The organism is Halomonas sp. A3H3 (assembly GCF_000982975.1).
In the GTDB taxonomy this organism is placed as follows: Bacteria; Pseudomonadota; Gammaproteobacteria; order Pseudomonadales; family Halomonadaceae; genus Vreelandella; species Vreelandella titanicae.
The window spans coordinates 4,298,198-4,318,594 of sequence record NZ_HG423343.1 but is presented as its reverse complement, the minus strand read 5'-3'; the positions used below and the strand labels follow the sequence as shown (position 1 = coordinate 4,318,594).

22 protein-coding genes and 2 tRNA genes are annotated in these 20,397 nt (G+C 53.0%); 9 read left to right on the top strand and 15 right to left on the bottom strand.

The window, feature by feature from the left end; translation table 11 throughout:
- Positions 1-37 precede the first annotated feature (37 nt).
- The 5 genes from ung to HALA3H3_RS19560 form a co-directional block, all read right to left on the bottom strand.
- On the bottom strand, positions 38-721 hold the full coding sequence (gene ung / locus HALA3H3_RS19580; protein WP_009286931.1) for a uracil-DNA glycosylase: 684 nt from the start codon (positions 719-721) through the stop codon (positions 38-40).
- Between the two features lie 2 nt (positions 722-723).
- A complete protein-coding gene (gene gpt / locus HALA3H3_RS19575; RefSeq protein ID WP_009286932.1) occupies positions 724-1,203 on the bottom strand; it encodes a xanthine phosphoribosyltransferase in 480 nt (159 codons plus the stop codon).
- Positions 1,204-1,209: 6 nt separating this feature from the next.
- Positions 1,210-1,755: an adenine phosphoribosyltransferase gene (locus HALA3H3_RS19570; RefSeq protein WP_022523244.1), complete on the bottom strand. Its 546-nt coding sequence runs from the start codon at positions 1,753-1,755 to the stop codon at positions 1,210-1,212.
- Positions 1,756-1,794: 39 nt separating this feature from the next.
- Positions 1,795-3,093: an NCS2 family permease gene (locus tag HALA3H3_RS19565; protein WP_009286934.1), complete on the bottom strand. Its 1,299-nt coding sequence runs from the start codon at positions 3,091-3,093 to the stop codon at positions 1,795-1,797.
- 228 nt (positions 3,094-3,321) lie between these two features.
- Positions 3,322-3,951 (bottom strand): riboflavin synthase, encoded by a 630-nt coding sequence (locus HALA3H3_RS19560; protein WP_022523243.1) that lies wholly within the window; start codon positions 3,949-3,951, stop codon positions 3,322-3,324.
- A 565-nt stretch (positions 3,952-4,516) separates the two neighbouring features.
- Between HALA3H3_RS19560 and HALA3H3_RS19555 the strand changes: the two genes are divergently transcribed.
- The 4 genes from HALA3H3_RS19555 to HALA3H3_RS19540 all read left to right on the top strand — a co-directional run bounded on the left by HALA3H3_RS19555 (position 4,517) and on the right by HALA3H3_RS19540 (position 7,683).
- A complete protein-coding gene (locus HALA3H3_RS19555; RefSeq protein WP_022523241.1) occupies positions 4,517-5,575 on the top strand; it encodes a methionine ABC transporter ATP-binding protein in 1,059 nt (352 codons plus the stop codon).
- Entirely contained in the window at positions 5,556-6,209 is a 654-nt protein-coding gene (locus HALA3H3_RS19550) for a methionine ABC transporter permease (protein ID WP_022523240.1), read from the top strand. Before HALA3H3_RS19555 ends, HALA3H3_RS19550 begins: the two co-directional genes overlap by 20 nt.
- A 102-nt stretch (positions 6,210-6,311) precedes the next feature.
- On the top strand, positions 6,312-7,103 hold the full coding sequence (locus HALA3H3_RS19545; RefSeq protein WP_007114419.1) for a MetQ/NlpA family ABC transporter substrate-binding protein: 792 nt from the start codon (positions 6,312-6,314) through the stop codon (positions 7,101-7,103).
- Between the two features lie 97 nt (positions 7,104-7,200).
- Positions 7,201-7,683, top strand: a complete 483-nt coding sequence (locus HALA3H3_RS19540) for a GAF domain-containing protein (protein ID WP_022523239.1) — start codon at positions 7,201-7,203, stop codon at positions 7,681-7,683.
- A gap of 93 nt (positions 7,684-7,776) precedes the next feature.
- Here HALA3H3_RS19540 and HALA3H3_RS19535 read toward each other — a convergent pair.
- Both HALA3H3_RS19535 and HALA3H3_RS19530 read right to left on the bottom strand, forming a co-directional pair.
- Positions 7,777-7,853: transfer RNA gene (locus HALA3H3_RS19535), tRNA-Val, on the bottom strand.
- 22 nt (positions 7,854-7,875) lie between these two features.
- Positions 7,876-7,952: transfer RNA gene (locus HALA3H3_RS19530), tRNA-Val, on the bottom strand.
- 233 nt (positions 7,953-8,185) lie between these two features.
- Here HALA3H3_RS19530 and HALA3H3_RS19525 point away from each other — a divergent pair.
- The gene (locus HALA3H3_RS19525) at positions 8,186-9,256 is read left to right on the top strand and encodes an endonuclease/exonuclease/phosphatase family protein (protein WP_009286938.1); all 1,071 of its coding nucleotides are present in this window, start codon (positions 8,186-8,188) and stop codon (positions 9,254-9,256) included.
- 36 nt (positions 9,257-9,292) lie between these two features.
- Here the strand turns inward: HALA3H3_RS19525 and HALA3H3_RS19520 are convergent, their stop codons facing one another.
- Positions 9,293-10,669: a class II fumarate hydratase gene (locus tag HALA3H3_RS19520; protein WP_022523237.1), complete on the bottom strand. Its 1,377-nt coding sequence runs from the start codon at positions 10,667-10,669 to the stop codon at positions 9,293-9,295.
- Positions 10,670-10,965: 296 nt separating this feature from the next.
- Between HALA3H3_RS19520 and HALA3H3_RS19515 the strand changes: the two genes are divergently transcribed.
- Positions 10,966-11,340 (top strand): phasin family protein, encoded by a 375-nt coding sequence (locus HALA3H3_RS19515; RefSeq protein WP_022523236.1) that lies wholly within the window; start codon positions 10,966-10,968, stop codon positions 11,338-11,340.
- 118 nt (positions 11,341-11,458) lie between these two features.
- On the opposite strand, the gene hda is transcribed toward HALA3H3_RS19515, so the two are convergent.
- The 3 genes from hda to HALA3H3_RS27695 all read right to left on the bottom strand — a co-directional run bounded on the left by hda (position 11,459) and on the right by HALA3H3_RS27695 (position 13,579).
- The gene (gene hda, locus HALA3H3_RS19510) at positions 11,459-12,166 is read right to left on the bottom strand and encodes a DnaA regulatory inactivator Hda (RefSeq protein ID WP_009286940.1); all 708 of its coding nucleotides are present in this window, start codon (positions 12,164-12,166) and stop codon (positions 11,459-11,461) included.
- Complete coding sequence (locus HALA3H3_RS19505) at positions 12,163-13,293, bottom strand: AI-2E family transporter (RefSeq protein WP_009286941.1); 1,131 nt, start codon at positions 13,291-13,293, stop codon at positions 12,163-12,165. Before HALA3H3_RS19505 ends, hda begins: the two co-directional genes overlap by 4 nt.
- Positions 13,294-13,456: 163 nt before the next feature.
- The gene (locus HALA3H3_RS27695) at positions 13,457-13,579 is read right to left on the bottom strand and encodes a hypothetical protein (protein ID WP_255200381.1); all 123 of its coding nucleotides are present in this window, start codon (positions 13,577-13,579) and stop codon (positions 13,457-13,459) included.
- Here HALA3H3_RS27695 and purM point away from each other — a divergent pair.
- Both purM and purN read left to right on the top strand, forming a co-directional pair.
- Positions 13,578-14,645: a phosphoribosylformylglycinamidine cyclo-ligase gene (purM, locus tag HALA3H3_RS19500; RefSeq protein WP_022523235.1), complete on the top strand. Its 1,068-nt coding sequence runs from the start codon at positions 13,578-13,580 to the stop codon at positions 14,643-14,645. The genes HALA3H3_RS27695 and purM overlap by 2 nt on opposite strands.
- Complete coding sequence (gene purN, locus HALA3H3_RS19495; protein ID WP_009286943.1) at positions 14,642-15,397, top strand: phosphoribosylglycinamide formyltransferase; 756 nt, start codon at positions 14,642-14,644, stop codon at positions 15,395-15,397. The genes purM and purN overlap by 4 nt, the downstream gene beginning before the upstream one ends.
- An 83-nt stretch (positions 15,398-15,480) precedes the next feature.
- Here the strand turns inward: purN and dcd are convergent, their stop codons facing one another.
- The 4 genes from dcd to cobA all read right to left on the bottom strand — a co-directional run bounded on the left by dcd (position 15,481) and on the right by cobA (position 19,229).
- The gene (gene dcd, locus HALA3H3_RS19490) at positions 15,481-16,047 is read right to left on the bottom strand and encodes a dCTP deaminase (RefSeq protein WP_009286944.1); all 567 of its coding nucleotides are present in this window, start codon (positions 16,045-16,047) and stop codon (positions 15,481-15,483) included.
- An 11-nt stretch (positions 16,048-16,058) separates the two neighbouring features.
- Complete coding sequence (gene apbC / locus HALA3H3_RS19485; protein ID WP_009286945.1) at positions 16,059-16,859, bottom strand: iron-sulfur cluster carrier protein ApbC; 801 nt, start codon at positions 16,857-16,859, stop codon at positions 16,059-16,061.
- A 174-nt stretch (positions 16,860-17,033) separates the two neighbouring features.
- Entirely contained in the window at positions 17,034-18,203 is a 1,170-nt protein-coding gene (locus tag HALA3H3_RS19480; RefSeq protein WP_022523233.1) for a coiled-coil domain-containing protein, read from the bottom strand.
- 204 nt (positions 18,204-18,407) lie between these two features.
- Positions 18,408-19,229, bottom strand: a complete 822-nt coding sequence (cobA, locus tag HALA3H3_RS19475; RefSeq protein WP_051430467.1) for a uroporphyrinogen-III C-methyltransferase — start codon at positions 19,227-19,229, stop codon at positions 18,408-18,410.
- A 243-nt stretch (positions 19,230-19,472) separates the two neighbouring features.
- Between cobA and HALA3H3_RS19470 the strand changes: the two genes are divergently transcribed.
- Positions 19,473-20,375: a GGDEF domain-containing protein gene (locus tag HALA3H3_RS19470; RefSeq protein ID WP_022523231.1), complete on the top strand. Its 903-nt coding sequence runs from the start codon at positions 19,473-19,475 to the stop codon at positions 20,373-20,375.
- Positions 20,376-20,397: the final 22 nt, after the last annotated feature.

The following is a 20,397-nucleotide window of genomic DNA, read 5'->3' as shown; positions in this document are numbered from 1 at the left end:
AAAATTGCGCGTATTCTACCCGCAACCACTTACGAGGTTAAGGGGTTTCAGGCAATTGCCATTCGATAGGTGCTCGCCCTTGCGCCTGAAGAAATTGATTGGCTTGGGAAAAATGCCGGGTACCAAAAAAGCCCCGATGCGCAGAGAGCGGTGATGGGTGCGGGGCTTCCAGTATTAAATGGCGCCTTTGGTCGATTAACGCCTTCTTCTGGCGCGCATGACTACCCCACAGCAGAAACACACACGGCGGCGCGTGCTGGCTGACGGTTTCAATCGCGCGGTCAGTGAAGGGCTCCCATCCCTTACCGCGATGAGATGCCGCATTGCCCTGCTCCACAGTCAGCGAAGTGTTTAACAACAACACGCCCTGCTTGGCCCATGCTTCCAGATGGCCGTGGCGCACGGGGGTAAAACCAACATCAGTGGCCAACTCCTTGTAGATATTGACCAGCGACGGTGGCACGGGTACGCCGGGCTGCACGGAAAAGCATAAACCGTGAGCCTGATTGGGCCCGTGATAGGGATCCTGGCCTAAAATAACCACCTTCACTTCGTTCAACGGGGTCAGTTCAAAGGCACGAAACCACTGCGTTGAGTGGGGATATATGATCTTCTTCGCAGCTTTTTGCTGCGCCAAAAAATCTTTTAGCGCCAGCATATAGTCAGCCTGAAACTCATTACCCAGCCACTGACTCCAATCGTCGGGAAGTGGATTGGCCATTATTACCTCTTCATTTGATCAACAAGCGGCTCAACGTATGCAACACCCATATCCCAGGGGAACTGAATCCAGCACTGCTGGGCAACTTCGGTCAGGTATTGATCCACCAAGGGACGACCATCCGGCTTGGCATAGATAGTCACAAAGTGAGCTTTAGGCAGCATTTTACGTACTGCCCGCGCTGTTTTGCCAGTATCCACCAAGTCATCGACCAGCAACCAACCTTCACCGTCATGATCGACGCCCTTCATGATATCCAGACCGCCCTGATCCATATGGTCATAGCTTTTAATACACACGGTATCGATCAGCCGGATATTAAGCTCCCGAGCAATCAGCGCGGCGGGAATTAAACCGCCGCGGGTAATCGCTACGATGCCTTTAAAATCACGCTCGATCATTTGATGGCATAGGGTGCGCACATCACGGTGCAACTGATCCCAGGAGACAGTGAAGTGTTGGTGGTAGCGATCGCTGCTCATGGGGCATTACTCGTCTTCGTTGAAAGAACAAACTGCGAATACACTGAAACCAGCATCGCGAATTTTCTGCGATCCGCCCAGCTCAGGCAGATCAATAATGGTGGCGGTCTCAACCACCTGACCACCGCTGCGCTGAATGAGGTTGGCCGCGGCCAGCATGGTGCCGCCGGTGGCGATGAGGTCATCCATCAGCAGGATACGGTCATCTTTCTGGAACGCATCGGAGTGCAGCTCCACTTCTGAATGTCCGTACTCAAGCTTATAAGTCTCGCTGATGGTCTTGAAAGGCAGCTTGCCCTTCTTACGCACCGGTACAAAGCTGCAACCCAACTCATAAGCGAGCGGCGCACCAATAATAAAGCCACGCGCATCAATGGCCGCGATGGCATCCAGGTTCATTTCCTGATAGCGGTGAACGAAGCTATCGATCAGCTTGCGAAAGGCCGCGCTATTTTGCAGCAACGGGGTGATGTCGCGAAAGTTCACGCCCTGTTCAGGCCAATCGGGAACCGTGCGAATGACGGACTTAATGTAGTCGCCGTAGATGCTCATCGCGTCTCTCATTGAGTAATAAAAAGTGGTAATGATCAATCAAACCAAGAAAAGGTATCTTGTCGCAAACAGCAACGCCAAAATAATCACCGCCGGATTCAGGTCGGCAAAACGGCCCGACAACGCCTTGATCGCTACATAGCTAATAAAGCCAAGCGCAATACCTTCGGCAATCGAGAACGTCAGCGGCATCGCCAGGGCGGCAATCAGTACCGGCGCGGCGTCGGTGGGGTCTTCCCAGTTCGCGTGAGCCAAACTTCCTGCCATCAATACCGCCACATACAGCAGCGCACCTGCGGTAGCGTAGGCCGGAATAGAACCCGCCAGCGGAGCGAAGAACAGGCTGATCAGGAACAGAACACCAACCACTACCGCCGTTAACCCAGTACGGCCACCCGAAGCGATACCCGCCGTCGATTCAATGTAGCTTGTGGTGGTGGAAGTACCCAAGGCGGCACCCGCCATTGACGCGGTGCTGTCGGCCATCATGGCGCGACCAATGCGCGGTAACTTGCCATCCTTGTCCAACAGCTTGCCGCGGTGAGCAACGCCTACCAGGGTGCCGGAGGTATCAAATAGATCCACAAACAGGAAGGCAAAGATCACGCTAAGCATCGCCACATCCAGCGCGCCCATCAAATCCATCGCCATAAAGGTAGGTGCAATAGAGGGTGGCATCGACATCAGGCCCCCATACTCATTATGGCCGAGCACCATTGCAACAATAGTAATCCCCAAAATCCCGATCATGACGGCACCAGTCACTCGCAAGTAAGAGAGCGCGGTAATCACAAAGAAGCCCAGCAGCGCATAAATAGCCGCGGGTTGGGAAAGATCACCTAAGGAAACAAAGGTCGCGGGGTTGGCAACCACGATACCGGCGTTCTTAAGCGCTATCATTGCCAGGAAAAGGCCAATACCAGCGGCGATCCCCAACCGTAACGTCATAGGAATGGAGTTAATGATCCACTCGCGAATTTTAAAAATACTCAACAAGAAGAACGTTAGACCTGAGAAGAACACCGCCCCCAGCGCAGCTTCCCAGGTATAGCCCATCCCCAGCACCACGCCGTAGGTGAAAAAGGCATTCAAACCCATGCCTGGCGCCTGAGCTATCGGGTAGTTAGCCCACATCCCCATGACGAAACAGCCAATCGCTGCCGCTAGGCAAGTGGCGACGAACACTGCGCCGTAGTCCATCCCCGCTTCAGACAAAATGCTCGGGTTGACAAAGATGATATAGGCCATCGTCAGGAAGGTGGTGATCCCGGCGATAACTTCTGTCTTCACGTTGGTTTTGTGCTCGGAGAGCTTGAAATAGTTATCCAGAAGTTTCATGAATCTTTTTATCCTTAGCGCTAACACCGCATGAGTATGCGTTCTGGTGCTGAGAAAAGCCGCACATACTACCGAAACGCTCGCTGTGATGCGAGCGCCTCAGCGTAGCGACCAATGTTGGCGGAAATCGCCCGCCGCCTAATGTCTAGCAATCTTTAGGCCATGAACTAACCGATCGGTCAACCCATTAACCAAAAAAGCTGATTATTGCCATTGCCGCGTCACTTACTAAACGCCGCTTTTTTGAGAAAGCACTCGCTCAACGGTTTCAACGATCACCTGGGTTTGCGGGTCAATTTCAATATTGACCTGATCCCCGGGGGCTCGATCCTGAAGCGTGGTACGCGACAGTGTCTCAGGAATTAAATTGACGCTGAACTCCACATCCCCACTTTCAGTGGGGCGTACATCCCCAATGGTCAAACTAATACCGTCCACCCCGATATAGCCCTTTTCAAACACGAATCGGCCTAGTCGTTCCGGCAGCGAAAACCATAGCCGACGGTTGTTGGGCGCCTCTTCGATGGCCACCACTTCTGCCATGGAAATGATGTGGCCTGACATGGAGTGTCCGCCTATCTCATCACCAAAGCGCGCCGCGCGCTCTATATTGACGCATTGCCCAGGGGTGATTGCACCAAGATTAGTCAATCGCAGCGTTTCACGCATCAAATCAAAACTAACGCTATCCCCCTCTATGGCCGTTACCGTCAAGCAAACGCCGTTATGAGCAACAGACGCTCCGACCTCAAGCCCTTCGCGCATCGCGGGGGGCATTTCCAACACATGCACGCGAAAATCATCCAGCTCGCGTACCGCCACAACCCTGGCTACCCCTTGCACAATGCCAGTAAACATAAGGCGCTTTCTCCTCATCTAATAAAAAAGCCGTGTAATTCAAATAAGTCGTAAAGAGCAAGTAGCAAAAGCGCTCAATGAATGGCGCAATCTTCCTACTGCTCCCTCACCGCCGTGCATTCTGCCTTGAGGGTTTCTTGATCCCGCCATTCTACGCCATTGACTTTTCTATGGCTGCTTTCAACTCAAGGTAACTTCATCCAGCTGCACATCTTTAAAAACGCACGCACAGAACTAAAAACTTAAATATTTATAAAAATCAGAAAATAATGCTGACTTGGCGACTTACAACATAAAATCAAATGGATAAAATTGACAAGGCAGCGACCTATCTCTAAAATTTTGCCGCAAATGTAATGACGCCGATTTGTACCCAGATTGCGGGCGTCCACCTAGTCTATGGCTTAGTATTTAGCCTACTGATTGAGTGAAGTGCAGCTAAACGGGTGTGTCCAGCGTTGATGGCCACCCATTGGGGTGGCCTTTTTTATTTTCTATTCGATACTGGCCCTCCCCCAGCTCGCATCCCGCACTCCGTCTTCGGCCTACCGTTAAGGCAGACGCTATGATTGAACTTAGCAACGTCAGTAAAACCTATTTCAGTAACAACAAGGGCAGCGGCGCAAATGCCGTTCATGCACTCAAAAATGCCACTCTCAGTGTGCCCAAAGGCACTATTCACGGCGTCATCGGCCTCTCCGGCGCAGGTAAATCAACGCTAATTCGCTGCGTTAATCTCTTAGAGCGCCCCACGAGCGGCAGCGTCACGGTCGATGGTCAGGAAATGACCCAGCTGAGTAACGCCGCGCTTAATCGTGCGCGTCACCGTATTGGCATGATTTTTCAACACTTTAATCTATTGACCACACGCACGGTGTTCGACAACGTTGCCCTGCCTCTAGAACTAATGGGGCAAAAACGCCACACCGTCCGCGATCGCGTTATTCCGCTCCTGGAGATGGTAGGCCTGGCAGATAAGGCCAACCAGTACCCTGCTCAGCTTTCCGGCGGTCAAAAACAGCGTGTGGCGATCGCCCGGGCGCTAGCCAGCAAGCCGCAGGTGTTGCTCTGTGATGAGGCAACCTCTGCGCTAGACCCACAAACCACCAGTTCAATACTGGAACTGCTGCGCGATATTAACCACCAACTGGGCATTACCATCCTGCTGATCACCCACGAGATGGAAGTGGTCAAATCGATTTGCCACCGGGTGAGTTTGATCTCGGACGGCGAACTGGTGGAAGACGCTGAAGTCGGCGACTTCTTTACCGCTCCGCGTACCCAGCTTGGTCGTGAGTTTCTTAACGACTTCCTCCAGCTAACACCGCCCAAAGAGCTGATTGAGAGACTCCTTGATGCCCCAGGCGAAAACACCCACCCTGTGGTACGCCTAACCTTCTCTGGCGATGCAGTCTCGACGCCGCTGATTTCCCGCCTTGCTCGAGAGTGCGGGGTCGATGTCAGCATTTTACAAGCAAAAGTAGAGTCGATTCAGGAGCGCACCCTGGGCCTGATGATTGCGGAACTACTCGGCTCTCCGACGCAAACCCAGCAAGCCATGCACTATCTCGAATCTCATCAACTGCAAGTGGAGGTACTCGGCCATGTCCAGCGCAATGATTGATCTCATTTTACAGGCCACGCTGGATACCCTTTATATGGTGGCCGTTTCAGGGCTTATTTCTACCCTCGTCGGCTTGCCCCTTGGGGTAATGCTGTACGTTACACGCCCACGGCAAATATTGGCGAAGCCCGTACTTAATCAAGTACTGAGCATTATTACCAACGTTGGTCGCTCCATCCCGTTTATTATTTTGATGGTAGCGATCATTCCTTTTACGCGCATGTTGGTGGGCACCTCGATTGGCATTAATGCCGCGTCGGTACCGCTCACGATTGCCGCTATTCCGTTTGTCGCTCGGCTTGTCGAGGCTGCACTTAATGAAATCTCGCCAGGATTAATTGAAGCCGCCCAAGCTATGGGCGCAACGCCTTGGCAAATTATTCGCAAGGTACTGATTCCGGAAGCTCGCGGCGGGATCATGACGGGCTTAACCATTACCGTTGTCACACTGGTAAGTTACTCAGCCATGGCCGGCGCAGTGGGCGGCGGCGGTCTCGGCGACTTAGGTATCCGCTACGGCTATAACCGCTTCAACCCAACCATCATGCTGATTACCGTGGTGATTTTGGTCGTCATGGTGCAGGGTTTTCAGAGTCTGGGCGACTACTTGGTACGCAAAAGCGATCGCAAATAGCCACTCGTTTATTTGTCATCCATTATAACCAAAATGCATTAGACAACGGTTTTTTATTGCCGCATCATTGCACCATCTATCAAAATGCCACTGGAGAGATTCATGCAAAAACTGATTATTGGCAGCCTTACCGCCCTGGCGCTTGCCGTCAACGTCGCCAATGCTGAAACGCGCAGCATCAAAATGGGCACCGTTGCGGGCCCTGAAACAGAAGTGATGGAAGTTGCAGCGCGCATTGCCAAAGAAGAGTACGACCTTGATGTAGAAATCATCGAGTTCACTGACTACGTTACCCCGAACGCAGCCCTTGCAGACGGCAGCCTAGATGCCAATGCCTACCAGCATGAGCCCTATTTGCAGTCGATGGTCGACGATCGTGGCTATGACCTGGCAATCGCTGGTTACACCTTCGTGTACCCGATTGGTGCTTACTCAGAAAAATACGACAGTATCGACGACCTGCCTGACGGCGCACAAATCGCACTGCCCAATGACCCTTCAAATGAAGGTCGCGCGCTGATCCTGATGCACAACGAAGGCCTGATCACCCTTAACGATCCAGAATTTCTCGAATCAACACCGATCGATATCGCTGAAAACCCCCGCGACTTCCGTTTCCGCGAAATTGAAGCCGCCCAGCTCCCCCGCGTGCTGCCCGATGTCGACATGGCGTTCATCAACAACACCTTCGCTCAGCCTGCTGGCCTAAGCCTGGATGACGCCTTAATCAAAGAGGGCCCCGAGTCTCCTTACGTCAACCTGATCGCGGTTCGCGGCGGTGACGAAGAGCGTGAAGAGATTCGTCAACTGGTCGACGCCTATCAGCGTGATGAAGTGATCGAGAAAGCCGAAGAACTATTCAAAGGCGCAGCAGTTCCTGGCTGGATCGAGTAATACCGCAAGCCATCAATAGATGACGTCAGGCCGACACGCATAGGTAACCCCAAATGCAAAAGTGTCGGCCTGTTGCGTTTGTAGCAAAGGATCCCTCATGCAAAACAGTGTTGACTACCCTCTTCTCAATCGACAGCTTGAAGCGCTGCTCGATACACGTGATTGGCTCACCAACAGCGCGCAAACCTGTGCGTTTATTCACCAACAGCTTAGCGACTTAAACTGGGTAGGCTTTTACCTTCAACGCCAGCCTGATGTGTTAGGTCTAGGCCCTTTTCAGGGGCAGCCCGCCTGCCACCCGATTCCCTTTAGCAAAGGCGTATGCGGCGCGGCTGCTCGCCAACAAACTACCCAGCGAGTGGACGACGTACACGCGGTTGCCGACCATATTGCCTGCGACGCCAACTCTCGCTCTGAACTGGTGATTCCCATCGTAGTCGATGACAACCTATGGGGCGTACTGGATTTGGATAGCCCGCTGGAGGCGCGCTTCACACAACAAGACCAAGCAGGCATTGAGGCCCTGGTAGCAACGTTTATGCGCCAAACTGACCTACCCGACCTAATTCAAAAGAGCTAGTTAAAAGCTATAGTCTACAAAATAAAAAACGCCATATAACACCCACACAAAAACGCCCCAAGCATCACTGCCTGGGGCGTTTCTGATAAAAGCTGGTAGGACCAGGCGGATTTGAACCGCCGACCTCCACGATGTCAACGTGGCGCTCTAACCAACTGAGCTATGGTCCTGAAAAGGGGTGTGGCATAAGGCTGGTAGAACCAGGCGGATTTGAACCGCCGACCTCCACGATGTCAACGTGGCGCTCTAACCAACTGAGCTATGGTTCTATTGCGCTATCTGTTCTATTGCACTTTCTGAGATGGGCTATTGGATAGCCGCGCGCCTTGCAACGGATGCATATCTTACGCTCTTATCACTGAATTGCAAGTTCTTTTCCATTGCGCGCCCTCTCCCGCCAGCCTTAAACCCATTACGAATAGAGGCTCAATTCGACACCTGTGACCTTCTAGCGCTAGGCTTAGCGCTTCAAGGTGCTGGGTGTTCTATAGGGAGATAAACCATGCTGGGTATTTTGCTAGGAAGCATAGCGATCGTACTGTTATTGGCGACGCTGATTGCAAGAATACATTTACACTGGTGGTGGATCCGCAGTTTTGAATTTCCACGCCTGCAGATCGCTTGCCTAGCTTTAATCACTTGGCTATTAGCCGCTATCTTCGTTGAGCCTGGCCCTTGGCTATGGGTAGCCCTGCTCGCCTCAGGCATCACTTTACTGTTTCAAGTCTACTATATTCTGCCCTGGACACCGCTGTGGCCGGTGCAGGTCAAGGCGGCGAAGAGTAACGATTCAGATAAAACGATCACGCTGCTGATCGCTAACGTACTGACCCCTAACCGGCAGGCCCAAGCGCTGATCGATATGATTAAACAGCATCAGCCCGACATAGTACTGACCCTGGAGTCAGACCAGTGGTGGCAAGATCAGTTAGATCCGGCTCTCGCAGAGCAGTGGCCGCACAGCGTTAAAATCCCGCTCGACAACCTTTACGGCATGCACCTTTACTCGCACCTGGAGCTCTCTAACACCTCGGTGGAGTGGCTAATTCAGGACGACATCCCGTCTATTCACACCCGAGTGACGCTTGCTAACGGCGATAGCATTCGCTTTTACGCGTTACATCCCCGTCCACCGGCCCCCAGTGAGAGTGAAAAATCCCTTTGGCGGGATGCTGAACTGCTATTGGTCGGCAAGAAAATTCATGAAGATCCCCAAGCAACGTTGGTCGCCGGGGATCTGAACGATGTAGCGTGGTCGCGCACTACGCGACTTTTCTGCCGCGTTGGCGGCATGCTCGACCCACGCCGGGGACGTGGTTTATTCAGCACCTTCCACGCCAAATATCCCGTGTTGCGCTGGCCCCTTGACCACATTTTTGTGACCGAACACTTCACCTTAGTCGGCATGCAGCGCCTGAGTTACTTCGGCTCCGACCACTTCCCGATACTGGCCACCTTTTGCTACCGCCCTTCGCGTCAAGATGAGCATGAAACGCCCGAAGCCGATGCTGAGGAGCGCAGCGAGGCCAGCGAAACGATTCAGGAAGGTAAAACCGAAAAGCAGGAAACCTGAACGCGGTTGGCCTAAAGATAGCTGACCTTAAACGTGTTACTCAGGAATGCCTCCGTGCGTTAACGCGACCGGATCCAGCAGCCGCTCTAGCGTCTCCCGATCAAGGTCAGTTTTCTCCTCCGCCACATCAATAATTGGCCTCCCCGCCTGGTAAGCCTCTTTGGCGACAGCGGCGGCGGCGTTATAGCCAATCACGCCATTTAGCGCCGTTACCAAAATGGGATTTCTGGCCAGCGGGCCTTCCAGGTTATCTTCACGAACCTTAAAGGTGGCAATCGCACGATCAGCCAGCAATCGAGCGGTATTACTCATCAAGCTTATAGACGTTAATAAGTTGGAAGCCACCAACGGCAACATCACGTTCAGTTGAAAGTTACCACTCTGCCCGGCCACGGTAATCGCGGTATCCAGGCCAATAACCTGGGCAGCGGCCTGGGCGGCTGACTCAGGAATAACAGGATTAACCTTCCCAGGCATAATTGAGCTACCGGGCTGTAACGCCTCGAGCTCAATCTCGCCCAGCCCCGCCAGCGGCCCCGAATTCATCCAGCGCAGGTCGTTGGCTATTTTCATAATCACGCAGGCTAAGCCTTTCAACTGCCCCGAGAGCTCTACCGCCGCATCCTGAGACGAGAGGCTGGCAAAGAAGCTGTCATTAGGGGTAAACATCAACCCGGTCTGTTCGCTCAGCTCTTGGGCGACCTGCTCAGCAAAACCGATAGGAGCGTTAATGCCGGTCCCCACGGCCGTACCACCTTGAGCTAATCGGCACAGCCGTTTCATGGCACTATCAAAGCGCTCAATGGCCTGACCTAGTTGGCTAGACCAAGCACCCAGCTCTTGATCCATACGCAGCGGCATGGCGTCCATGAGATGAGTACGACCGGTTTTTACCACATGGCTCAGCTCACTGGCCCGCTTGTCGATAGTGTCACGCAGGTGGACAAGGGCTGGGCGCAACGATTCGTGCACCGCGATGGCAGCCGACAGGTGAATGGCCGTGGGAATCACATCATTGCTGGACTGCCCCATATTGACGTGATCGTTCGGGGTTACCTCAACGCCTTCACGGCTTGCCAATGTAGCCAACACCTCGTTGACATTCATATTGGTGGAGGTACCTGAGCCAGTTTGAAACACATCGATAGGAAAGTGCTGGTCATGCTTGCCCGTTAACACTTCCCGCGCCGCTTTTTGAATCGCTTCCCCCCGCGCACTATCAAGCCTTCCTAGCGATTGATTAGCCCGGGCTGCCGCTAGCTTGATACGCGTGACAGCGTGAATAAAGGCCGGGGGCATGGGCGAATGAGAGACAGGGAAGTTATTGATTGCCCGCTGGGTTTGTGCCCCATAAAGAGCCTCAGAAGGCACTTCCAACTCGCCCATGCTATCGCGTTCCATCCGTGTTGCCATTGCTCTTTCTCCCATCAGTAAGATTAATGGTGATGCTTATCTGAGCGCATAGCCGACCTATCGTTCACTCGCTAAAGCCACATCCACTGCCTTCAAGCTAGCTGGTTAGACCATAGGGGTAAACAGGCTCTTGCCCCGTGCACTTTAAAATGCCAAAAACCAAATGTTGCACTGCACAAAAACAGTTGCTATGCTGCACTGCAAGATAGCTTATAAATAAAGCTACCCAATTAAATAAGCAGCGCCAACCTCTGGATAGCTGCTTTTGGTAAGACTAACCCCAGGAGGGTATGACGATGCGTACATTAAATACTAACGAAATGACTCAGCAGTTTGACAACATGTTCATGGCGCCAGTACGCGCTTACATGGCGCTGAGCATCGATTACAGCGAAAAAATGATTAACGCTCAGATGAACGCCAGCAAAGCTTATGCCAACACCGGCATTGCGCAAATGCGCCAAATGATGGAAGTAAAAGACGCAGAGGGCCTGCGTAGTTACATGGAAGGCCAGCAAAAAGTAGCTAAAGAGTTGGCTGAGCGTGTTAAAGGCGATACCGATAAAGTCGTATCTCTGCAGCAGGACTTTATCCAGAAAAGCCAGAAAATTACCGAAGACAACGTTAAGCAGGCGCAAACCGCTGCTAGCAAGTTGAACAAAACCGCTTAACCGCTTAATCGCTTATTGAAACAGTAAGCTAGCAAGCATGTTTTATAAAACGCCCCTGTCGGCTCTCGCTGACAGGGGCGTTTTAGTCGTTGCCTTTAGCATTTCTGTACCAGCCGTTTCACCAACCGAGGGCGGATTTCACAAAGGGAATAGTAAGCTTGCGCTTGGCTGAGAGCGATGCTTTATCCAGAGTCTCCACCGCGCGACACAGCTCACCTAACTCGCGGGGGCCACGATGCAAGATATAGCGCCCAACATCATCGGGGAGTTGCATCCCTCTCACACTGGCGCGCAGCTTTAGCGCTGCCAAACGCTCTTCGTCATCCTCCAAAGGGTGAACATGAAACGTTACCCCCCAGGTCAGGCGCGAAGCCAAATCCGGTAGCACCACGTTTAATTGACGCGGTGAAGCACTGGCGGCAATCACTAATTTCTTGCCAGCATCTCTTAGCCGGTTAAAAGCATGGAACAGCGCTTCCTCCCAGCGCTTGCGACCAATCACACACTCCAGGTCATCAATGGCGACCAGATCCAGGCGCTCGATGTCTTCCAGCATTAATGGCGGAAAGTGGCCCAAGTCATCCAGGGGGAGATACAGTGCTCGTTTATCTGCATCGGACGCCGCATGACACGCCGCCTGTAAAAGATGGCTACGCCCTACCCCTGGCGCGCCCCACAGATAGAGGAACTGCTCCCCCTCCGGGGTAAGCTGCTGGGTAAGGTGTTCTACCAGCGGCGTATTTGCACGCGCCACATAATAATTATCAAAGGTCGCGTCATCACGCAGACCAATTCCCAAGGGAAGCTGTGCCGGTGCTCGGCTCATGGTGACTCCCGTCCATCATGATGGCCCAGCTCATCGTTATGTGAAGAGCTGACCTCAATGATTGGCGTATGTTTATCAGTATTTTGTTCGTCGTATAACTCGCTATGCTGATAGCGAACTTTTACTTCTTTTAGCAGCACTAGAATCACCGCGGCAACAGGCAGAGCCAACAACACCCCTGTTAGGCCAAACAGATTCCCCCCCGCCAGCACGGCGAAGATAACCGCGACCGGATGCAGGCCAATCTTATCGCCCAACAATTTAGGCTGGAGAATCACACTCTCGGCCATTTGGCCAATACTAAACACCAGGATAACGCCTAACACCGCCCACCAGGTGGCGTACTGGAACAGCGCCACAACAAGGGCAATCACCAAGCCGACAATAAAACCCAGGAACGGGACAATGCTCACCAGTCCGGACACAAAGCCGATCAATAGGCCAAAGTTGAGCCCCATCAACGTTAAGCCCACCGCATAAATAATCCCTAAACAGAGCATTACCAGCAGCTGGCCGCGTAGAAACGATGACAACACTTCATCACAGCGACGCGCCAATCGGAAGGTATCATCCGCCCACTGGCGTGGCACGAGATTGGCAATATTGGTCAGCAGGCGGTTCCAGTCCAAAAGCAAATAGAAGGTCACCACAGGAATAAGTGCCACATAGGTGATCCAAGAGGCAAACGCCATACCGGAGCGGCCAATTTGGCCTAGCGCCTGGGCTAGGTAGCCACCAGCATCGCGCCAGTTTTCGACCAGCGTCTCGCGCGCGTTGGTTAACTCCGCGGTCAAGTCATAACCTGTCCACTCTTGTACCTGAGGAGCAAGCGTATTTTCTACCCAATTGAAGATACCCGGAATAGCTTCGCCCAGCTGTTTAAGCTGCTGAACAAGCAGCGGGATCAATATCAACAGGCTCGCCACGAGGACGACCAACAGTACTAAAAACACGCTGCTCACCGCGAACGGCCGATTCATGCCCCAGCGCTGGAAACGGTTAGCCAGCGGGTCAGCTAAGTAAGCGAGAATCATCCCAGCAATAAAAGGCATCAGCGCCGCGTCTAACAAATAAATTAAACCGCCTATTACCACCAAAAATAGGACGCCCCACCAAGAATTCCGCATAGTTCCCTCTCAAACGTGGATGTAATCCGCTAAATATCACTTATCGTTTCTATGGCACTGATCACGACACACTTTACTTATCACTACTAACTTTCACTCGCCACTACTAACTTTCATCCGCCACTACTATGCCGCAAATGAACGAAAGTCGCGCGTCTGCTTTTCATCCTGCGCGACGGCGGTGCGGCCAGCGTCGCTGAGTGTTACAATCCGCCAAAGTTAAGCCCAGCACTGGCCAATTCGCCAGCACTACCAGCACCGCTATTTGCTTCACAGGATCTGTCATGACCGAGACCTCTTCTTCTTCGGCTACTCCTTCCCTCAGCTATAAGGATGCAGGCGTCGATATCGATGCCGGTAACGCCCTTGTTGACCGCATTAAACACGTTGCCAAACGCACGACTCGCCCCGAAGTCATGGGCGGGCTTGGCGGCTTTGGCGCGCTATGCGAGATCCCCGCGGGCTATCGGCAGCCCGTGCTCGTCTCAGGTACCGATGGCGTCGGCACCAAGCTGCGCCTGGCAATGGATCTTGGCAAGCACGACACCATTGGTATTGATTTGGTCGCCATGTGTGTCAACGACCTTATCGTGGCTGGCGCCGAACCGCTGCTATTTCTTGACTACTATGCCACGGGTAAGCTCGATGTGGATATTGCTGCTGACGTTGTCACCGGCATTGGCGCTGGTTGCGAATTGGCTGGCTGCGCCCTGGTAGGCGGCGAAACCGCCGAAATGCCGGGCATGTACGAAGGCAGCGACTACGATTTAGCGGGCTTTTGCGTGGGCGTGGTTGAAAAAGCAAATATTTTAGATGGCAGCAAAGTGGCCGAAGGCGATGTCATATTGGGACTTGCCTCATCCGGGCCACACTCCAACGGCTACTCATTGATTCGTAAAATCCTTGAGGTCAGTGACGCTTCGCTAGAGACCGACATCGACGGTAAAACCCTTGGCGATGCGCTGATGGCCCCCACCCGTATCTATGTCAAATCACTGCTCTCCTTGATGCGCGGTAGCGAGATTGCCGTGCATGCGTTATCACACATCACCGGTGGCGGTTTGCTTGAAAACATTCCTCGCGTACTGCCGGACAACCTCGCTGCGCATATTGATATTGCCAGTTGGCAGCGACCAGCCGTGTTTGATTGGCTACAGGCCAATGGAAACGTGAATGAAACTGAAATGCACCGCGTGCTCAATTGCGGTATTGGGATGGTCGTTGTGGTGCCGCAGCATCAAGCAAAACAGGCAATGGCTCACCTGGAAGCCGAAGGCGAATCCGTTTATCGTCTAGGGCAGATCGTTGAACGCCAAGGGGACGCCGTTATTTTGGAGAACCTCTCGGCATGACCAATACGGACTACCAGAGCGATACCATTAAAGACGTAACACCAGAGCCTCTCGGTGCACGCCGCATTGTCGTGCTTATCTCTGGCAGCGGTAGCAATCTTCAGGCGCTGATTGATGCTCAGTCCCACGACCGCTTAGGCGGCGGTGAGATTGTCGCAGTGATTTCCAATATTGCTGACGCCTATGGTTTGAAACGCGCACACGAAGCGGGCATTGAAGCGGTTGCCCTCCCCCACAGGGAGTATGATAGTCGCGAAGCCTACGACGGCGCCTTGATCAAAGTCATTGAGCGTCACGAGCCGGATCTGATTGTACTGGCGGGCTTTATGCGCATTTTGACGCCTCGCTTTGTGCAGCGCTTCCTGGGCCGTATGCTGAATATCCATCCTTCATTGCTGCCAGACTACCAAGGGCTCAACACTCACGCCCGCGCCCTGGCAGACGGTGTTGCCAGCCACGGCTGTAGCGTTCACTTCGTCACCGAAGAGCTAGACGGTGGCCCAGTGGTACTGCAAGCGGAGCTGCTGGTCAACGCGGACGACACGGCTGAAACACTGCAAGAGAAGGTTCGCTCCCGGGAACACCTAATCTACCCGATTGCAGTGCAGTGGTTTTTGGAAGGCAGGCTGCAGTTCAGTGCCGAAGGCGCCAAAATGGACGGTCATCTGCTACCGGAACACGGTATGCGGCTTTCCCACGCTGATGCTGCAGAAGAGCTTGATGAGGAGCTCGACGAAGAGTCGCAGGATTAGCATGAAAACGTCATCATAAGCATTGAAAAGCGCCTTACGTTTTTGCCGTAAGGCGCTTTTTTGTAGCAATGTACTTCGTATAACTAGGTACGCGGCAAGGTTACCCCACGCTGCCCCATATACTTTCCGCCCCGGTCTTTATACGAGGTTTCGCATACTTCGTCGGACTCTAAGAACAACATCTGGGCGACGCCCTCATGAGCGTAGATTTTTGCCGGCAGGTTGGTGGTGTTAGAGAATTCCAGCGTAACGTGGCCCTCCCACTCGGGCTCCAGCGGCGTCACGTTGACAATAATGCCGCAGCGCGCGTAGGTGGATTTCCCCAGGCAAATAGTCAGCACGTTACGGGGAATACGGAAATACTCCACCGTGCGCGCCAGCGCAAAAGAGTTCGGCGGAATAATACAGACATCGCCTTTAATATCGACGAAGCTGTTCGCGTCAAACGCTTTGGGATCAACAATCGCTGAGTGAATATTGGTGAAGACTTTGAATTCGTCTGAGCAGCGCACATCGTAACCGTAGCTTGAGGTGCCGTAGGAAATCACGCGCTGTTCGTTCACGTAGCGCACTTGCTCGGCTTCAAACGGCTCAATCATCGCGTCGCTTTTGGCCATGCGACGAATCCAATTATCAGATTTGATACTCATTTATGTCGTTATCACTCACTAAAGGAAATAGTTGGGCCGTCGCCTTGATTCGCGCTAACCGCTTCAGCGACTTTTTGGGCAATAGTCGCAAAGGTTTGACTCACCGCCCCGTCAGGTTCGGATACCACACTCGGGCGTCCCGAATCTGTCAGCTCTCGGATGGAGAGCGTCAGCGGCAGGCGTCCAAGCACTTGGGTATCGTACTCCTGGGCGATATTATCGCCACCACCTGTGCCGAAAATAGCCGCTTCATGGCCGCACTTTTCGCAGTGGTAGAGGCTCATATTTTCCACCACGCCAAGCACCGGCACGTTGACCTTGCGGAACATTTCGATCCCTTTACGGGCATCTAACAGCGCAATATCCTGTGGGGTGGTCACAATCACCGCCCCTGCCACCGGCACTTTCTGGGCCAGGGTCAGTTGGATATCGCCAGTACCTGGGGGCATGTCGATCAATAGAAAATCGAGATTATCCCATTGGGTTTGCGTCAGCATCTGCTGAAACGCGCCCACTACCATCGGCCCGCGCCACACCATTGGCTCACGGGTATTGACCATAAATGCCATCGACATGGCCTGAATGCCATGGGCCTGGAGCGGAAGGAATTTGTCATTACTTGCCGCCTGGGGGCGCGTACCCTCTTTAACACCGAGCATTTGTGCCTGGCTGGGTCCATAGATATCCGCATCCAGGACACCCACGCGATAGCCCTGTGCTGCCAGCGCTAATGCCAAATTCACGGTGACGGTGGATTTTCCCACGCCTCCCTTGCCCGATGCCACTGCAATAATATGTTTAACCCCATCCATTCAATGGCACTCCTCGTTTTAAGCTCTTAATAACTGAATTAACGTTGAGTGAATGATACGCCTCACAGCCAAAATCATAAACCAACAACAAGTGGGCGGATGCCGGTTCCCCGACATCCGCCCTTACTTTTCTAACGCGAAAGGTGCGTTACAGCATTACTATCCCGCCACTTATTAGCCAGCGTTTTGCTGCGACTCTTCACTGCCACCATCACTGTCATTGGCACTCTCACTTGAAGAGTTCCCATCTGACGAGCCCCCATTCGACGAGCTATCAGAAGAGCTGCTCGGGGAAGATGATGCAGCCTCACCCGCTGACTCTTCTGCATCGGCCAAACGGCTGTCTAACGTCGACAGCTCATCGCGCCATTCACTTAACTGGCTCTCTAAACGCTCTAGCTGGCTTTCACGCTTTTCGATATCACTCTCAACGCTGGCCACTTCTTCACGCCCAATATCCAGGGCAACCATGACGTCATCCAGCTCACTGCGCACCTGACTCAAGCTCTGCTCTTCTTCTTCGCGCAGCGCCGTTAGCGAATCAACATCACTTTGCAGCTCATCGCGTTCGCTGGTGAGTGAGTCACGCTCATTTTTTAGCTCACCAAGCTCGCTCTGGACACTCGAAATTTCCTCTTCTAAGCCACTTAGCTGTTCATTTGACTGGCTAATCTGATCTTCCAGCGAGGACAACTCATCTTCGGTATTGCCCAGCTCTTCGATCGCTTGCTGACGCTGCTGCTCCGCTTCCTGACGGGCAGCCTCAGCCTCCTGGCGGGCTTCTTCAGCACTAGAACGCGCTTCTTCTACTTGCTGGAGGGCACTTTCCGCCTCATCCCGAGTGCTGGTGATTTGATCACGCTCTTCGCGCAACGCAGTCATCTCGCTTTCAGCGCTCTCTACCTGCTCATTAAGAGAGGCAATTTCTTCTTCCAGCGCATCGCGCTCGGACTCAAGCTCTTCTAAACGCGACTGCACATCGCTGACATTGGCTTGGGCACTCTCAAGCGACGAGCTGGCCTCTTGCTGTTGAGCCTCAAGGGACGCCATCTCCTCTTGCAGCGCGGCTAAATTGGTTTCAGCTTCCTCAATTTCGCTAATGCGCTGGCTCATTTGGCTATTTTCCTGCTCAGCGCTGGCGAGCTGCTCTTCTAAGCTATTGACACGATCCTGGCGAGAACCTGCATTAGACTGCGCCATAATGGCCCAGATAACGGCAATGGCGGCGATACCAGCAATCGCTTTTACCCGGTTATCTTGAAAGAGGGTTTTCATGTCCGACTTTTTAGCCGGTTCTGGCTTGTTGGCAGGCGACTGGTGATCCGAGTGGTTTGCTTCCGACATTATGCGTTCCTCTATGGTCTTAGCTAACGTTTGTCCAAGCTAACAACAATCAGTTGCGCGATGATCAAGTACATAGGTAATGCGCTAACCGTGAATGCTCTCCCCCTTCAGCATACACAGCTCACTGTATCTAGCCAGTCTGTTTGCAAAATCGTGTACAAATGTTGCTACTGCGTTACAAGACAAGCAGGAACGATTATTATTTTAGCCAGAAGGAGGATGCTTTCCCTCATGAAAACCAGAGGCCTCTCCGCTCAGCGCATCAAACCAATCCAGTGTGGTATGCAGTGACACTACGCTGCCCACTATTAGCAGCGTAGGCGGTTTAATGTGGCCCGCCAAGAAAGTATCTGGTAATCCAGATAACGTCCCCACGTGGGTACGCTGTCGGCGGGTCGTGCCCTGTTCAATCAGCGCCAGCGGTGTGTCTGGCGCTAAACCATGCTTAACCAGCGCCTGGCTGATCACCTTTACGGTGCCCAGCCCCATATAAAACACCAAGGTTTGCCCAGGCCGCGCTAACGCATCCCAATCAAGCTCACACTCCCCCTGCTGTAAATGCCCGGTGATGAAACGCACCGACTGGGCATGGTCGCGATGGGTCAAAGGAATGCCCGCATACGCCGCGCAGCCTGATGCCGCCGTCACCCCTGGGATGACTTCCACGCTCACTTGTGCTGCCACCAGCGCCTCAAGCTCCTCTCCGCCCCGGCCAAAAATAAACGGATCACCACCTTTAAGGCGCACGACACGCTTACCCTGCTGAGCCCACTTTACAAGCGCTTGATTAATCCCCTCTTGAGGGACGCTGTGCAGAGAGCGTGCTTTACCCACATAAAATCGCTGCGCCTGTGGCGGTATAAAGGCGACTATTTCACCGCTAACCAAGCGGTCGTACAGCACCACTTCAGCGGACTGCAGTCGCTTATACGCTTTTAGCGTCAATAACTCCGGGTCGCCAGGGCCCGCGCCCACTAGACTTACCAAGCCGTATGGCTGAGCCGTTTGCTCTCGTCCTGCTTCCAAGAATCCACCCCAGGAATAAAAAAGTTTTTTAATATGCAAAAAAGTAATTAATTTTACCACTAAATGCCAATAACACCTTGTCTATTGCTTATAATGCAATCGAATATATATAAATAGAACATATATATTCTAAAAAAATATAGATAATAGCCATTTTGTCTGCAATGGCTTACATCCTGATTACGTATTTAGGGCTAATCTTCACGATCGAATTTAAATTGGCATATGTTTGGAGATTCACGCATGCCCGTGAATGATATAGACGCACCAGAGCGAGTCAGTGCAGACCACCTCGTACCCCACATACCAGGCGTTATCTTTCAGTTTCATCGCGCGCGCAATGGCCATATGCGGTTCCCCTACTTGGAGGGCGGCGGCGTGGCTCTCAAACATATTGACCGGGAACTGCTCGCCGAAAATGCAGGGCAGCTAGTTGAGCAACTGACCGGCAACGACCACCCCAAGATAATGTCCGCTATCGAACGCTCAGCCCGCTGGATGTTGCCTCTCACCACACGCTTTAGGCTACCGTTTCCACAAGACAAACCACACTGGATTGCGGTTAGCGCCAAACCAAAGCCCGTCGTCGATGGCGTGCAGTGGAACGGCATAATGATGGATATTAGCGATCAAGTCAGCGAAGAGCAGCGGCTGCGCAAACTATGCGATACAGACCCCCTGACTCAACTCCCCAATCGGCGCAAGCTCATGATGCACTTAACCCATGTTGCATCGCTTAGCGCCCGCCACGGCACACCGCTCTCCATCATGATGATCGATATTGATCACTTTAAGCGGCTTAATGATCGCTGGGGACATCTGCACGGGGATGATGTGCTTAAACAGTTGGCAACCTACGCCCAGTCGCTGCTGCGTTGCGAAGACATGGTGGCTCGGTTGGGAGGAGAAGAGTTTATGGTCGTGCTGCCGCTTACTCCGCTGCAGCAATGCCATGCACTTGCCGACCGCTTACGCCAGGCTATCAGTGTACGCGACTTCGGTATGGGGCCAGGCCAAGTGACGCTGAGTATTGGGGTTGCCGAATATCGCTGTGGCGAACCCCTCACGAGTCTGATCGAGCGGGCCGACCAGGCGCTGTATAGCGCCAAAGACGTTGGTCGTGACTGCGTTTGCCATCTACGCTGATAAAGCATACTCAATTGCAGGA

Bases quoted from the DNA above. Each gene is read 5' to 3' on its own strand.
- ung (WP_009286931.1), bottom strand. From the start codon at position 721: ATGGCCAATCCACTTCCCGACGATTGGAGTCAGTGGCTGGGTAATGAG.
- apbC (WP_009286945.1), bottom strand. From the start codon at position 16,859: ATGGATGGGGTTAAACATATTATTGCAGTGGCATCGGGCAAGGGAGGC.
- HALA3H3_RS19540 (WP_022523239.1), top strand. From the start codon at position 7,201: ATGCAAAACAGTGTTGACTACCCTCTTCTCAATCGACAGCTTGAAGCG.
- purM (WP_022523235.1), top strand. From the start codon at position 13,578: ATGACCGAGACCTCTTCTTCTTCGGCTACTCCTTCCCTCAGCTATAAG.
- HALA3H3_RS19525 (WP_009286938.1), top strand. From the start codon at position 8,186: ATGCTGGGTATTTTGCTAGGAAGCATAGCGATCGTACTGTTATTGGCG.
- gpt (WP_009286932.1), bottom strand. From the start codon at position 1,203: ATGAGCAGCGATCGCTACCACCAACACTTCACTGTCTCCTGGGATCAG.
- HALA3H3_RS19555 (WP_022523241.1), top strand. From the start codon at position 4,517: ATGATTGAACTTAGCAACGTCAGTAAAACCTATTTCAGTAACAACAAG.
- HALA3H3_RS19470 (WP_022523231.1), top strand. From the start codon at position 19,473: ATGCCCGTGAATGATATAGACGCACCAGAGCGAGTCAGTGCAGACCAC.
- HALA3H3_RS19520 (WP_022523237.1), bottom strand. From the start codon at position 10,669: ATGGCAACACGGATGGAACGCGATAGCATGGGCGAGTTGGAAGTGCCT.
- HALA3H3_RS19545 (WP_007114419.1), top strand. From the start codon at position 6,312: ATGCAAAAACTGATTATTGGCAGCCTTACCGCCCTGGCGCTTGCCGTC.
- HALA3H3_RS19515 (WP_022523236.1), top strand. From the start codon at position 10,966: ATGCGTACATTAAATACTAACGAAATGACTCAGCAGTTTGACAACATG.
- hda (WP_009286940.1), bottom strand. From the start codon at position 12,166: ATGAGCCGAGCACCGGCACAGCTTCCCTTGGGAATTGGTCTGCGTGAT.
- HALA3H3_RS27695 (WP_255200381.1), bottom strand. From the start codon at position 13,579: ATGACAGATCCTGTGAAGCAAATAGCGGTGCTGGTAGTGCTGGCGAAT.
- purN (WP_009286943.1), top strand. From the start codon at position 14,642: ATGACCAATACGGACTACCAGAGCGATACCATTAAAGACGTAACACCA.
- HALA3H3_RS19560 (WP_022523243.1), bottom strand. From the start codon at position 3,951: ATGTTTACTGGCATTGTGCAAGGGGTAGCCAGGGTTGTGGCGGTACGC.
- HALA3H3_RS19505 (WP_009286941.1), bottom strand. From the start codon at position 13,293: ATGCGGAATTCTTGGTGGGGCGTCCTATTTTTGGTGGTAATAGGCGGT.
- dcd (WP_009286944.1), bottom strand. From the start codon at position 16,047: ATGAGTATCAAATCTGATAATTGGATTCGTCGCATGGCCAAAAGCGAC.
- HALA3H3_RS19565 (WP_009286934.1), bottom strand. From the start codon at position 3,093: ATGAAACTTCTGGATAACTATTTCAAGCTCTCCGAGCACAAAACCAAC.
- HALA3H3_RS19550 (WP_022523240.1), top strand. From the start codon at position 5,556: ATGTCCAGCGCAATGATTGATCTCATTTTACAGGCCACGCTGGATACC.
- HALA3H3_RS19480 (WP_022523233.1), bottom strand. From the start codon at position 18,203: ATGTCGGAAGCAAACCACTCGGATCACCAGTCGCCTGCCAACAAGCCA.
- HALA3H3_RS19570 (WP_022523244.1), bottom strand. From the start codon at position 1,755: ATGAGCATCTACGGCGACTACATTAAGTCCGTCATTCGCACGGTTCCC.